The following is a 12,785-nucleotide window of genomic DNA, read 5'->3' on the forward strand; positions in this document are numbered from 1 at the left end:
GATGGGCGCACCGACCCGCCACCGGATCACCGACGTCGACGGCGCGTACCTGTACTGCGTCGACGTGACTCGCAAACGTGCGAAGAACTTCTGGCATGGCATCAAGCTGCTGGACCCTGACCGCCGACGGGCGCTCTGCGCCGTTTACGCGTTCTCCCGGGTGGTCGACGACATCGCGGACAGCACACTGGACGCGGCTGTCCGCACCCAGGCGCTCACAGCGCTGCGCAGGCAGCTCGACCACCCTGACGACGACGAGGTGCCCGAACTGCTGGCCCTGCACCACGCAGCACGCCGCTATCCTGTTCCGCTGCAAGCGTTTCACGAACTGCTCGACGGGTGTGAAGCGGACCTGCGTGGCCAGACGTACGCGACGATGGACGAACTGGTGGTCTACTGCCGGCAGGTCGCGGGATCGATCGGCAGGCTCACGCTCGGTGTCTTCGGCACGAGCGACATGACGGAGGCCTCGCGCCACGCCGACGCGCTCGGTGTCGGGCTGCAGCTCACCAACATCCTTCGCGACGTGGTGGAGGACCGGCGTTCCGGACGCGTCTACCTGCCGGCCGCGGAGCTGGAGCGCTGCTCGGTGACGCTGGACCTGGGTCAGGACGGCGAGCTCTCCGACGCCCCCGAGGACCTCGAACTGCTCGTGGGTTCGCTCGCCTGCACCGCGTTGCGCTGGTACCGCGACGGAACACGCCTGCTGCCGCTGCTCGACCGGCGCGCGGCTGCGTGCTGCGGTGCGCTGGTCGGTGTGTACGCCGCACTGCTGCACAGCATCGCCGCCGATCCGCTCGCTGTCACCCGCGGACGCGTGTCGCTGCCCGGATGGCGGAAGGCGTCTGTGGTGGTTCGTTCACTGCTGCGCCCGTGGCCGTGAGGGCCGTCGCGCAGGCGGCGTGGCGTCGGTCGCACGCCTGCGGTACCGGATGCGGCACGGCGCCGACGGCGTCTGGATGGAGCCGTTGACTACCGGTCTCGGTGGCAGCCCGACCAGCTCGGCGTCGTAGCGTTCGAGCAACACGGAGACGACAACCGCCATCTCCAGCTTGGCGAAGTGCATGCCGAGACACTGGTGCACACCATGGCCCGGGCCTCGCTGTGCACCTTCGTGACCAACGGGCAGGTTGCGTCGACCACGCGCAGCTCTCGCCGCGCGGCATCTGCCCGCACAGCCGGGGAGACACCATGGGCGGAGAACACCACGGTGCTCCCGCACGGCACCTCGTCGAGCTCGTCGACGAAGATCGCACCTTTCGCTTCGAGATCGCGTACCACGTGCAGGTTGTGCACGATCTGCTTGCGCACGTACAGCGGTGCTCCGTGCTGTTCGAGCAGCCGTTCGACGATCTCGATCGCCCGCTCCACGCCCGCGCAGAACGCCTGTGGTTGAGCCAGCAGGAGCCGCCGGGGTCTCCGCTCGTCCGTGCCGGTCACCACGTCCTCCTCGTCGTGAAGGCCGCGAGCTGCAGGAGGTGATCGCGGACGGCCGCCGGCGCGTCGAGCCCCTCTACGCATCGCCGTGCGGCGATGACCTGCCGGTCTGCTTCGTCTCGCGCCCAGTCGTAGCCCCCGGTCAGGCGCACGAGCTCCGCGACGCGCCGCAACAGGCGCTCATCGAGCACCGGCGTGTTCAGGTAGAGCCGCGTGAGCTCGTCCACCTCGACGCCGGTCCCGCGGAGCGCGGCGACGACGGGCAGTGACTTCTTGCGGGCTCTCAGATCCGCGAGCACGGGCTTTCCCGTCACCTCGGGTTCGCCCCAGATTCCCAGCAGGTCGTCCACGAGCTGGAACGCGAGGCCCAGGTGCTCCCCGAACTCCGCAAGCCCGAGCACGAGGTCGTGATCAGCCCCGACGAGCTCAGCACCGATCGACGCGGCGCAGGACAGCAGAGCGGCGGTCTTGCCCGCGGCCATGTCCAGGCATTCGTCGAGAGTCACGTCGTCGCGTCGCTCGAAACTGAGGTCGTCCGCCTGACCTGTGATCAGCCTCTGGGTGGCCGTCATGAGCGATACCGCCGCGGATCCGGTCCACTCCTCTGGCGCGTCGAGCAGTGTCGACACCGAGGCGACCAGGAGGCCGTCACCTGCGAGGATCGCGGCGGCAGTGCCGAAGACGGTCCATGCGGTGGGCCGGTGTCTGCGTTCGGTGTCGCCGTCCATGATGTCGTCGTGCAACAGCGAGAAGTTGTGCACGAACTCGACGGCGACGGCGGCAGGCACCCCCCGGTCGGGCGCCGCGCCGGCGGCCTGGGCCGACAGCAGTGCGAGTGCCGGACGCAGAGCCTTTCCACCAGAGCCCGACGCGGGGACGCCATCGGCGTCGATCCATCCGAAGTGGTACTCCACGACCCTGCGTACGGCAGGGCTCAGCTTCGCGGTGGCCGCCCGCATTGCGGGCGCAACGGTGGCACGCGCAGCTGTCAGGGCGACAGGGACCGCACTGGTGTGGGTGCTCATCTGACCACCGCCGCGTCGACGCGGGCGGCGAGCACCCTCAGTGCCGCCTCGGCGGCCTCGTACCCACTGCGCACCGCGCCCTCCATGGTGTCGGGCCAGCCCGTGTCAGTCCACGCTCCGGCCAGCAGAAGCCCAGGACGTCCGGTCACAGTCGCCGCCCGGCCCTGGCGACTGCCGGGCCGCTGGCAGAACGTCGCCCGCCGCTCCCTGGTGACGAAGAAGTCGAGCAACCCCGCCGTGCGGGAAGCGGGGAAGAGTGCGTGCAAGGCGGGTACCAGCGTCGCGCGCAACGTCGCGGTGTCCAGGTCGACGACGGACTCCGCAGCGGACAGGGACGCCGCGAGGTACTGCCGGTCATCGCCGGCACCGGCGATCGCGGTCCGGTCGAACACCCATTGCAGCGGCGATCCGACGGCGGCGACGAAGGTCGGTGCGCCGACCACGCGGTCGAGCACGAAGTGCGCGTTGATGATCGGCGTGTGTCCCAGTCGCGCGACCGCGTCCGGCTGTGCCAGAGCTCCTTCGGGCAGTACGCGCAACGCCTGGTCGTGAGGGACCGCCACCACCACCGCGTCGGCAGGCAGCACGCCTTCCCGGAGGTGCACTCGCCAGGAGCCCTCGTGCCACCGGATGCCCTGCACGCGTGCGCGCAGGTGCACCTTCGCCCCCAGGCCGGACAACGTGTGCCGCGCGGGTTCGGCGTGCAGCCGGTCGAGTGGCACGAGCGGCAGGCCGATGTCCGCGGCGCCGGCGGTGGTCAGCAGAGCGCGTTGGAACACCTGGGTCGCTGACAACAAGGACGCGTCGTCACAGCGGGCGTTGAGCGCCGCGACCACAAGTAGGTCCCACAGCGACTCGATCGCACCGGCGCTCTGGCCATGTGCACGCAGCCATGAACCGAAGCTGGTGTCGTCGAGCTCTGGGTCGTGTTGCGACAGGCGCCGCAGCCGTGCCAAAGCCACACCTGCGCGGAGCCGCTCCCGCGGGGTGAGGCCCGGATAGCCCGCCATGCTCGTGGTCAGGTGCAGCGGAGCGGGCAACCACCGGGATCGCCGCAGCCTGGCGTGCCTGCCCGCGACGACGACGGGAATCTCGAAGCGGTCCTGGAGCTTCACCAACGGCGATGCACTGATACGCGCGAGAAAGTCGCGGTACGCCGTGTAGCACCGCAGGAACACGTGCTGCCCGTTGTCGACGTCAAGCCCTCCCCTGCGGAAGGAGTGCGTGGCGCCGCCGAGGCGGGACCGTCCTTCCAGGACGGTGACCCGACAACCGTTGCCCGCCAGACGGACGGCAGCGGCGAGCCCTGCGAGACCACCACCCACGACCACCACTTGCCCCGTCACCCCCTCACCGCCGTGCCTGTGAGATCCACTGTGGTGTCCAGGGTTCGTGACGAGCGGGATCTGTCCGAGAGCGCGGGAACATCCGGCGGCACCTCAGGTGCAGAGCCGCTCACGAGGCACCTCCTCCGTTGACACCGCAACAGAAGACATTGTGTGAAGGGACCGCCCCAGGGTCCCAGGACCCAACGCGGTCAGGCTTGTCCGCAAGAGGCAGAGCGTGTGCACACCAGGGCATCGGTGAGGGAGGTGCCGTCTCCCGCCGGGCGCGGAACTGTCCGCGGACCTGTCGGCCCGCACGCTCAGATGCCCCCGGACATCGCAGAACTGCCCGTTGGGGAAACGACCTCGGCTTCCGGCACGGCGACGATCGCAAGACGAGTTGGAAGGAGAACGTCCGATGCCCGCTTCCCAGCGCTCCGGCAGGATGCTGTGGGTCGCCACCGCCGCCGTCTTCGCCGGCCTGCTCCTCGCGGCTTTCGTCCCCGGCGTCCGGCTGCCGCTGGTCGTGGCGCAGGTCGGCTTCGCGCTCTGGCACGGCGCGCAGCGCTACGGGTGGCGCGCCATCGGCGTGTTCACCACAGCCTGCCTGCTGGTCAGCAACGTTATGGAGAACCTCAGCATCGAGACCGGATTCCCGTTCGGCCACTACCACTACACCGCCGCGGGGAAGATCTTCGAGGTCCCCTGGTTCATCGGCCCCGCCTACCTGGCCACCGGCTACCTCGCCTGGGTGGCGGGAACCGTTCTGCTCGGTGACGTGCACCGCGACTCACCCTGGCCGGTCACCGTCGGCACCCCGGTCGTCGGAGCGTTCGCCATGACAGCGTGGGACCTCGCCATGGACCCCGCCACGTCGACGATCCACCACACCTGGATCTGGGAGCGCGGCGGCGGGTTCTTCGGCGTACCTCTCGTCAACTTCCTGGGCTGGACCTTGACCGTCTACCTGTTCATGCAGATCTTCGCGCTGTACCTGCGCGGCCGCGGTCAGCAGCCGATCGCAGGGCCGCAACACGACACCACGAGCGACTTGCAGGCGGTGCTGCTCTACGCGGCGACGACCATCTACTACTTCGTGAAGTCTTCCACTGGCGAGCGCACGACCGTGACCGACGCGGCCGGTGCGACCTGGCGCACGGGAGACATCTACGTGACGTCGGTCCTGCTCACCATTTACGGAATGGTGTTCATCACCGTCCTCGCCCTGTTGCGCATCGCCCGGCGCGTCACGTCCGGCACGAGCCCGTGACGCCCTTCCGGTCCACAGTGGACCGGATCAGTCTGCCGCCGGCACCGCGACCAGGAGTAGCCGGTCAGCCAGTTCGAAGCCTTCGCGAACCGCCCTGGTCATCGCCGCGGGCACCAGTTCGAGTTCGGTCACGACGAGCCCGACCACGGTGGGAACGACCTCCGTCCAGCGCAGGCACGCGTCGGCGAGCTCCGCCATCGGCTCCGCCAGGTCGGCATCCGCGTTCAACGCGAGGCAGACGCGGGTCCAGGCCGTCCGTAGTTCCGCGATCACCTGGCCGGTCTGTTCGCTCACCGCGACCAGGTGGTCGCTGAGCAGAAATCCCGCCGTCATCGTCAACGACATCTCCGTCACGAGCGAGACCGGCAACCGGAGGAGCTCGTCCGGCGCTCCCTGCTGCCATCCCCGGCACGCCCTGGCCAGAGCATCCGTCGCCCATGCCGCCTCGGACCACCACGCCCTGATCACAGCGAGCGCCTCGGCCGACCACGAGCCGAGCGCCTCGGCGAGCTTGGTCCGCGACGCGAGCTCGTCCTCGACCGCAGTCACCGCGCGCCGCAACGTCGCCGCGGTCCACGGGCCTGAGGTCAGTGCGTTCAGCTCATGCACCTGGCGCAGGACGGACGCGTTCACCGCGCGCAGCAGGTGATCTTCGTGGAAGGAGTCCAGGCCTTCGGTGACCGCGGCGGCCGGCGGCAGGTCAGCCTCCGGCTTCGCACGCCGGAGCATCATCCGGAGGTACCAGCCGTGGGTCTGCGCCGCCTGCCCGCTCAGAACCCAGCGCCCGCCGGGTTCGTGCACGGCCGTGAGACTCGATCGCGCTCCCCCGTGGCGCCGGACGTGCCGCCGCAACGCGCCGCCCGTACCCGTCTCGAATCCGTTCGCGTCGCGCTCCACCACGATCACGGCGGGGGCGAGCACGACCCGTTCGCCGACCTCCACGCAACTGGTCACGTCACCCGGCTCGGTCGCGGCGAGAACGGCCGCGTTGTGCTCGTCGAGCAGTCGCGCGGCCCGGTGTTCGGTCAGGCCTTCCGGGAACAACCCGCTCCATCCGGCCATCCGGAGCGCGATGTCGGGCTGGGTCTGGTCCACGCCGGTCCGGTCGAGCGGGTCGAGGGCCGCCCATGCCGCAGCGGCCTGCTCTGGACGAGCGCTCGCGGGATCCGACCAGCGCTCCACCCACGCCGTGGCCTCGTCCGCCGCCCGGACCAGGTCCGGGTCCTGCCGGCAGCAGGCGCGTTCGTCCTGACCGAGAGTGTCGAGGTACGCGCGGAGGCTCATCGCCCCGGCGTCGTGCAGCACGGTGCGAGCACCGCGCAGCACGGCCCATTCGTCGACCGGTCGCGTCGACCGCAGGATCGCCTGTGTGGCGGAGGGCAGGGAGTCGAACAGGTTCTCCTTCTCCCGCCAGGACAGTGCCTCGAACCGGGTGATCAACTCGTGCACGTCCTCGAGCAGGCTCACCCTGGCAGGAAGCCGCCAGGACAGGAGCGCCTGCCGCCATCGGGACCGGTTGGCCGCCCGGTCACGACCGGTGCGGACCGTGTGTCCGGCATCGTCGTCCTGCGCGATGCACGCCACGACGTGCAGAACGGTCCCCCACGACCGCATGACGTCGAGCCAGCCGCCGCAGTCGTGCCGCCGCGACGATCGGCAGGCCGAAGGCGTCTCGCACAGGGCGAGACCGCCTGAGGGCACCGGGATGCTCGGATCGCCCGCGAACAAGACGGCCGTGGTGGAAGCCGCGCTCTCCATCACCTGCCGCTCCGCGTCGGAGAGCCGGCTGATCACCACGTTGCGGCACCGGGATCCCCAGCCGGTCCTGCCGACCGACCACATCGGAGCGGTCCAGCCTCCGGAGTTGATCGCGGCGACACCGAGCGTCATCGGGAGCTTCCTTCGCTTCTCCGCGTAGAAGTGCACCCGCACACCCGCCGGGACGTAAACGTGCTCGTGGAGCTGAATGCCGTGGCCCACCACGAACAGATCGTTCCCGACGGTGGTCGCGAGCCTGCTCGATCGCATGCCCCACAAGATCATGAGACCGTCGCGCCTCCCGTTCACCATCGGGCAACGAGACGTGCAGAACACGCCTCATCGGGCAGCCACCGATGCGGTGGTCAGGAGTGCCTCGGGCACCGGCCGACACGCGACGCGGGCTCCGCTTCGTCCCGAAGCTCTGCCCGTCCGGTCCTTTTGTGCGCGCAGCCGACCCATCTGGGCCTGCGGGCCCTGTCGGCCCGCAACACAGGTGAGGTGGGCTTGCGGCATTCCACTCCTCTCTGGACGGAGCGCTCCATGCCAGTCCTGTGCAGACCAGCTGTCGGTGTCCCGGAAAACGTGATCACTCTCGAAGAGACACTCCGGCTGGCGCGGAAGCTGCACCACGGCCATGAGCAGCTTCCGCTGGCACTGCGACTCATCGAGAACACCGGTGTGCTCACCCGCCACCTGGTGCGCCCCATCGACGAGACCCTGCGGCATCCCGGGTGGGAGGAGCGCAACCGCGTGCACATGCACGAGGCGCGGATGCGGGTGCCGGGCGTGGTGAACCGGGCGCTGGCCAACGCCGAGCTCAGTCCCGGCGAGATCGACGCGATCATCTACGTGTCCTGCACCGGGTTCTCGATGCCGTCGATGACGGCGTGGATGATCAACGAGCTCGGTTTCCGGATGGACACCCGGCAGCTGCCGATCGCCCAGCTCGGATGCGCGGCGGGCGGGGCCGCGATCAGCCGCGCACATGACGACTGCGTGGCGCATCCTGGCTCCAACGTGCTGATCGTGGCCTGCGAGTTCTGCTCGCTGTGCTATCAGCCGGCGGACCTCGAGGTGGGCAATCTGCTGTCCAACGGTCTGTTCGGTGACGCCGTGGCTGCCGCGGTGATGCGCTCCGACGGCGGTGTCGGGGTACGCGTCGACGCCACCGCCTCGCGGCTCGTCCCGAAGACCGAGGACTGGATCTCCTACGCGATCAAGGACACGGGCTACCACTTCCGCCTGGACCGTCGTGTCCCCGGCACCATGGAGCAACTCGCGCCCGTCCTGCACGAAGTGGCCGCAGGGCACTCATGGCCTGCTGACGACCTCGACTTCTACGTCATCCACGCCGGAGGTCCTCGAATCCTGAGCGACCTCTCGCACTTCCTCGGTGTGGACCAGCGGAAGTTCGCGCGCAGCCGTGAAACGTTGACGGAGTACGGCAACATCGCGTCAGCTGTCGTGCTCGACGCGTTGCGACGCACGTTCGAGGCCGGGGAGGCGAAAGCGGGCGATCGTGGCCTCATCGCCGGGTTCGGCCCCGGCATCACCGCCGAGGTCTCCCTCGGAACCTGGATCTCCGGCACGCCGCAAGGTAGCGGCTTCGCAGCTGAACTGGAAGGAGTCGTTCATGACGGCAGCTGAGACTCACGTCGAACCGGTCTTCGAGATCGGCGGCGAGCTGCGGATCAACCGCGTGGGTTACGGCGCCATGCACCTGACGGGCTTCGGCATGTGGGGTGAGCCCGACGATCCGGACAACGCTGTGGCCGTGCTGCGCCGTGCAGTCGAGCTCGGCGTCAACTTCATCGACACCGCCGACTCGTATGGCCCCGCGGTGAACGAACAGATCATCCGCCGGGCGCTGCACCCGTACCCGGAGGGCCTGGTGATCAGCACCAAGGGCGGGATGCTGCGGCGGGGACCCGACGACTGGACCAAACAGGACGCGCTCTACATCAAGCCGCTGGGAAAGCCCGAGTACCTTCGCCAGCAGCTGGAGCTCAGCCTGCGCAACCTCGGTGTCGACTGCATCGACCTCTACCAGCTGCACAGCATCGATCCGTCGATACCGTTGGCGGAGCAGGTCGGCGCCTTGCTGGACTTCCAGCGCGAGGGCAAGGTGCGCCACATCGGTTTGTCCGGCCAGCCCGGCGTCACGGCCGAGCAGCTGGCCGAGGCCCAGCGGTACGGAGCGGTCGCGTCGCTGGAAAGCGCCTACAACATCGTCGACCGCACCGAAGAGGCGATGCTCAGACTCGCCGAACGGCAGAACATCGCGTTCGTGCCGTACTTCCCGCTGGGCCACGGCGGCCTGGTCGGTCCGGGAAGCGCACTGGCTCCGCTCGCCGCGGAGTTCGGCGCCACCCCGTCACAGCTGGCGCTCGCCTGGCTCCTGCACCGATCTCGAACGACGATCCTGATCCCGGGGACCGCGAACCTCCGGCACCTCGAGGAGAACGTCCGGGCTGCGGAACTCTCTTTCACCGAGCAGGAGATGACACACATCACCGCCGCGGTGGACGCGTTGGGGCTGTCCACTCTGCGGCCTGGCGAAGGGAACTAGGACAATGACCGCACACCCGAACGTCGAGTTGCTGCGAGGGATCTACGCCGACCTCACGACCACGGGCAAGTACTGTGCGGAGGACGTGGTACTGCACCCCGCGACCCGATCGGTCGACGCCTCCGCCGCGGATGTGGTCGGACGAGACGCTGTCCAGGCATGGGAGGAAGGCCTCGTCAAGGCCACATCGGACACCATCGTCATGGACGTGCAGACGATCGTGGCCAACGACGCCTTCGGTGCGGTGCTCGGCACGCTCAAGGCGTCGTTCGGAGACACCGATTTCTCCGGCTCCTTCTGCGGCCTCTGGCGGTTCCGGGACGGTCTCGTCGTGGAGCACTGGGAGAACATCTACGATCCCGCGCTCCTGCACTCGGTGATCGCCGATGCCTGATCCGCTCCGGTGCCGACGGAGGCGGTGACAGCTCTGGCGGTACCGGGCAGGTCACCGGCACCGACGCAAGGGTGATGTTCGTCCCGCTGCTGGGCAGCGGTCGAACGGCAGTGCTCCGCACGGCGCCGATCGGGTTCTGTCGTCGTGCTGACCACCAGCCGCCATGGCCTGTGTGGCCTGGTCGTCGATCCCGATGCGACCGGGCTGGCTCTGGAGAAGCTGCGCGCGTTGTTGGCGACGTTGCCGCTGCCGGCGGGACGGCTGTGCCGTGCACGTCAACGGCCCGTCCAATGTGGTCTACCACCAGGACGCACTCGACCGCGTGTCGTGCTGTCATCGCCGGGTGGCGACCTCGCCGAGCCCGGTCAGTCCGGCCGGGAGAGGCAGCGCTGCCTGGCCAGCTGCCCTTCGACACCCTCCGATTCCCGTGCGGCAACAGGAAAATTCTCGATCTACGGCAGTTGCGGTCCTGTGAGGAGGCGGTGCGGATGTTCCCGGTCGAGGAAGAGCTTCTGTGGGCGGTGGTCATCGGTGTGCTCTGCTGGCTGGTCTTCCACTTGCTGGCGTTGGGCAGGTTCAGGTCACCGGCTCCGCCCTGGCAGGCCGGTCTCGCGGCCGCCGTCGCCTCATTCGCCGCAGGCATCGTGGTGGGCCTCGCCAGTGACGAATCGTCCACATTCGCCTGGTCGGTGTTCAGCATCCGCGCCATCGCGGTCGGTGTGGCGATCACACTGGTGGAGCTCGTGCACAAGCGGAAGAGCCTGCCGCCCGGTTCCGGCAGGACTACCTGATCACCGGCAGGACCGCGGCCGCCTCTGCGCCGAAGGCCCCTTCGGCTTCCCGGCGGGGCGGCCACGGCAACGCCACCGGCACGGTCGCCCGGCAAGGACCCGGGCTGTGGTGGTGTTCGGACCAGTCGTGACTGCGGCGTTGCGAACGCGTCGTGTGCGTGCAGTGCCGTGCGGGACGAACGAAGTCGGCATCGCTCCTCCGCAGCGCGGTGGTGCGGCGGCACTGCTTCCGGCACCCTGGATCAGTGGTTGTCCGGCGGGGAACTGAAGCGGCGGAGGAATCGATGGCCCATGACCACACGGACGGGCTCTCCCGGCTCGCGGCAGGTTGTACGACAGAAGAGGCGTTCGCACTGTTCGACGTGCTCGCTCCCGTGCGCGCCGCGGAGATGACCGGACGATGGCGGGGTTCCGAGCTGCCCACCGGGCATCCGCTCGACGGGCTGCTCACGGCGTCGGGCTGGTACGGCAAGCAGTTCGACGACCCGGAGTCCGTGCACCCGTTGCTCTTCTCCCGGGGTGACGACGTGTTCGCGGCTGAGCCGCGCAGGCTGCGCTTCGGGCTGACCGGTCGTGTCCCGCTGCGTCTGGTGCGCGCGGGACGGGCCGCCCTCAGGTTCCTCGAACCGGTGCTGCGCACCAGCAAGCCCCGTGCGCGACTACGCGACCTGGACTACCGCGGCACGACCAGCGCCGCGATGATCTACGACCACCTCCCTGTCATCGACGTGTTCCGCCGCGTCGACGAGCACACGCTGCTCGGTGTCGTGGACATGCGGGGGCTCGCCGGCCCGTACTTCTTCGTGCTGCGCCGGCAGGGATGAGCCGGATCGCCGCGTCGCTCACCCCACGTGTGCCGCAAGCCCCTGCACCGGACCGAGCCCCAGCACCGTGCGTGCGGCACCGACATGGTCGAGGAGATACTTGTTCTCCTCTGTCAGGAGTTCGGCCCATGCGTCGACGTTGCGGACTTCCTCCGGGACGCACAACGCCGTGATGTGGTCGAGGTCTGACAGCGCGTCCAGTGCCCACGTCTGTGCGGGCGCCGTGGCCCACTCGCTGCCGACGCCTCTCAGTCTCGACCAGATCGGCTCGATCGCCGCGTGCACCTTCACCAGGTCCTCGACCAGTGCGAACCACAACGAGTGCACGCCCAGCAGGTCCAGCCACGGCAGCAGGTCGGGCACTTCCAGCTGCGGACGCCTGATCCCGCTTCCGGCACCAGCGGTGACGAGGTCGAAGCAGGCATCCGTCATGCGCTCGCACAGCGCCCGTACGGCAGGTATGTCCTCTGTGAACACGTCTGCCGCATCACTGAGCGACGCGTTGGTCAACACGGCAAGAACAGTGGCGCGCGCCGCACAGGGCAGCATGATCCGGGCGGTCACGTCGTCGAAGTCGACGATATGACCGGCGATGCTCTCGGGTGGAAGGCTTGACGCGCGCAGTGCGCCGCGGACGGCTGACAGCAACGCGTTGTACTCCGTGACGGCCTTGCCGAGGCTGCTGTTCACGGCGGGCATGAAGGTGGTGTCGGAGAGGGTTCCGCGTGTTCTCGCCGGATCGAGGACGGGCAACAGCGCGACCTCGCCCGCGAACGGATCGTCCGCGAACCCCTGCCACTGCTCGCCCGCGTAGCGGTAGTAGTACGTGCTCCGGTTGAGCGCGAACGCGACGTCGAGCACGTCATCCGGCACGGCGATGCTCTCCAGCCACGGCCTGCTCAGAGGAGCGCGGCAGAACGGACAGCTCACACTTGCGGGAAGCTGGCCCCACTCGAAGTCATCAGCGCTCGCGGTGCTGATGACCGTCGGTTCACAGGAATGCCGCACGAGATTTTCGACGCAGTCGCTGCACATCCTCCCCGCGCAACGGGAGTCGTGCGGCGGCAACGAACCTGAGGCCGGCACCTCAGTGCACACCGAGCACATCCCGCCCTCGTCCGGTGCGGTCACCGCACAACCTCCTCGCAGATCCGAGCACGAGGCACTGAACACCTCGCACCGGTTCTACGATCCGGCGCCCCCGCCGCACAACCGGGAGAACTCCCGGTTGGCTGCCGCACCACCGAACAGATTCGGGTTCACCGCACAAAATGCTCCGCTCGCGGCACATCTCGATGCCCGTGCCGGGCGCAGGTCTGCACGAATGTCGGCACTCACCGCCGTGTCACGCCGACGGCGGCTGCACTTCCATCGCGGTAGGCCCATCCA

At 68.9% G+C, this 12,785-nt stretch carries 12 protein-coding genes and 1 pseudogene; 7 read left to right on the plus strand and 6 right to left on the minus strand.

The features are described from left to right. The first annotated feature begins 1 nt into the window (after position 1). Positions 2–883 (plus strand): phytoene/squalene synthase family protein, encoded by an 882-nt coding sequence (locus ACRSBM_RS26420; protein ID WP_434447077.1) that lies wholly within the window; start codon positions 2–4, stop codon positions 881–883. On the opposite strand, the gene ACRSBM_RS26425 is transcribed toward ACRSBM_RS26420, so the two are convergent. From ACRSBM_RS26425 to hpnE, 4 genes and pseudogenes are all read right to left on the minus strand, one after another. Continuing rightward, positions 860–1,066, minus strand: coding sequence for a hypothetical protein (locus ACRSBM_RS26425; RefSeq protein ID WP_434447079.1), 207 nt, complete (start codon positions 1,064–1,066; stop codon positions 860–862). The two genes, ACRSBM_RS26420 and ACRSBM_RS26425, sit on opposite strands and share 24 nt — an antisense overlap. Positions 1,067–1,092: 26 nt before the next feature. Then, positions 1,093–1,521, minus strand: a pseudogene (locus ACRSBM_RS26430) (hypothetical protein); the annotation flags it as partial. Then, on the minus strand, positions 1,437–2,462 hold the full coding sequence (locus tag ACRSBM_RS26435) for a polyprenyl synthetase family protein (protein ID WP_434447080.1): 1,026 nt from the start codon (positions 2,460–2,462) through the stop codon (positions 1,437–1,439). The gene ACRSBM_RS26435 and the pseudogene ACRSBM_RS26430, both read right to left, overlap by 85 nt. After that, positions 2,459–3,808: a hydroxysqualene dehydroxylase HpnE gene (gene hpnE / locus ACRSBM_RS26440; RefSeq protein ID WP_434447082.1), complete on the minus strand. Its 1,350-nt coding sequence runs from the start codon at positions 3,806–3,808 to the stop codon at positions 2,459–2,461. The genes ACRSBM_RS26435 and hpnE overlap by 4 nt, the downstream gene beginning before the upstream one ends. 397 nt (positions 3,809–4,205) lie before the next feature. Here hpnE and ACRSBM_RS26445 point away from each other — a divergent pair, with 397 nt between their 5' ends. Beyond that, entirely contained in the window at positions 4,206–5,057 is an 852-nt protein-coding gene (locus tag ACRSBM_RS26445) for a carotenoid biosynthesis protein (RefSeq protein WP_434447084.1), read from the plus strand. A 27-nt stretch (positions 5,058–5,084) separates the two neighbouring features. On the opposite strand, the gene ACRSBM_RS26450 is transcribed toward ACRSBM_RS26445, so the two are convergent. Continuing rightward, complete coding sequence (locus ACRSBM_RS26450; RefSeq protein ID WP_434447085.1) at positions 5,085–7,085, minus strand: putative adhesin; 2,001 nt, start codon at positions 7,083–7,085, stop codon at positions 5,085–5,087. Positions 7,086–7,400: 315 nt separating this feature from the next. Between ACRSBM_RS26450 and ACRSBM_RS26455 the strand changes: the two genes are divergently transcribed. The 5 genes from ACRSBM_RS26455 to ACRSBM_RS26475 all read left to right on the plus strand — a co-directional run bounded on the left by ACRSBM_RS26455 (position 7,401) and on the right by ACRSBM_RS26475 (position 11,396). Continuing rightward, positions 7,401–8,465: a type III polyketide synthase gene (locus tag ACRSBM_RS26455; protein WP_434447087.1), complete on the plus strand. Its 1,065-nt coding sequence runs from the start codon at positions 7,401–7,403 to the stop codon at positions 8,463–8,465. Then, positions 8,452–9,387 (plus strand): aldo/keto reductase, encoded by a 936-nt coding sequence (locus tag ACRSBM_RS26460; RefSeq protein ID WP_434447089.1) that lies wholly within the window; start codon positions 8,452–8,454, stop codon positions 9,385–9,387. The genes ACRSBM_RS26455 and ACRSBM_RS26460 overlap by 14 nt, the downstream gene beginning before the upstream one ends. Before the next feature lie 4 nt (positions 9,388–9,391). After that, positions 9,392–9,781 (plus strand): nuclear transport factor 2 family protein, encoded by a 390-nt coding sequence (locus tag ACRSBM_RS26465; RefSeq protein ID WP_434447091.1) that lies wholly within the window; start codon positions 9,392–9,394, stop codon positions 9,779–9,781. 488 nt (positions 9,782–10,269) lie between these two features. Next, on the plus strand, positions 10,270–10,572 hold the full coding sequence (locus ACRSBM_RS26470; RefSeq protein ID WP_434447093.1) for a hypothetical protein: 303 nt from the start codon (positions 10,270–10,272) through the stop codon (positions 10,570–10,572). A 284-nt stretch (positions 10,573–10,856) separates the two neighbouring features. Next, entirely contained in the window at positions 10,857–11,396 is a 540-nt protein-coding gene (locus tag ACRSBM_RS26475) for a DUF4334 domain-containing protein (RefSeq protein WP_434447095.1), read from the plus strand. Between the two features lie 18 nt (positions 11,397–11,414). Here the strand turns inward: ACRSBM_RS26475 and ACRSBM_RS26480 are convergent, their stop codons facing one another. Further along, on the minus strand, positions 11,415–12,527 hold the full coding sequence (locus ACRSBM_RS26480) for a hypothetical protein (RefSeq protein ID WP_434447097.1): 1,113 nt from the start codon (positions 12,525–12,527) through the stop codon (positions 11,415–11,417). Between the last annotated feature and the right edge of the window lie 258 nt (positions 12,528–12,785).

The sequence above is a fragment of the Lentzea xerophila genome (genome assembly GCF_051094245.1).
In the GTDB taxonomy this organism is placed as follows: domain Bacteria; phylum Actinomycetota; class Actinomycetes; order Mycobacteriales; family Pseudonocardiaceae; genus Lentzea; species Lentzea xerophila.

What these genes read in the sequence shown, in the direction of transcription:
- ACRSBM_RS26420 (WP_434447077.1), top strand. Translation starts at nt 2, where the DNA reads ATGGGCGCACCGACCCGCCACCGGATCACCGACGTCGACGGCGCGTAC.
- ACRSBM_RS26425 (WP_434447079.1), bottom strand. Translation starts at nt 1,066, where the DNA reads ATGCACTTCGCCAAGCTGGAGATGGCGGTTGTCGTCTCCGTGTTGCTC.
- ACRSBM_RS26435 (WP_434447080.1), bottom strand. Translation starts at nt 2,462, where the DNA reads ATGAGCACCCACACCAGTGCGGTCCCTGTCGCCCTGACAGCTGCGCGT.
- ACRSBM_RS26445 (WP_434447084.1), top strand. Translation starts at nt 4,206, where the DNA reads ATGCCCGCTTCCCAGCGCTCCGGCAGGATGCTGTGGGTCGCCACCGCC.
- ACRSBM_RS26450 (WP_434447085.1), bottom strand. Translation starts at nt 7,085, where the DNA reads ATGCGATCGAGCAGGCTCGCGACCACCGTCGGGAACGATCTGTTCGTG.
- ACRSBM_RS26460 (WP_434447089.1), top strand. Translation starts at nt 8,452, where the DNA reads ATGACGGCAGCTGAGACTCACGTCGAACCGGTCTTCGAGATCGGCGGC.
- ACRSBM_RS26465 (WP_434447091.1), top strand. Translation starts at nt 9,392, where the DNA reads ATGACCGCACACCCGAACGTCGAGTTGCTGCGAGGGATCTACGCCGAC.
- ACRSBM_RS26470 (WP_434447093.1), top strand. Translation starts at nt 10,270, where the DNA reads ATGTTCCCGGTCGAGGAAGAGCTTCTGTGGGCGGTGGTCATCGGTGTG.
- ACRSBM_RS26475 (WP_434447095.1), top strand. Translation starts at nt 10,857, where the DNA reads ATGGCCCATGACCACACGGACGGGCTCTCCCGGCTCGCGGCAGGTTGT.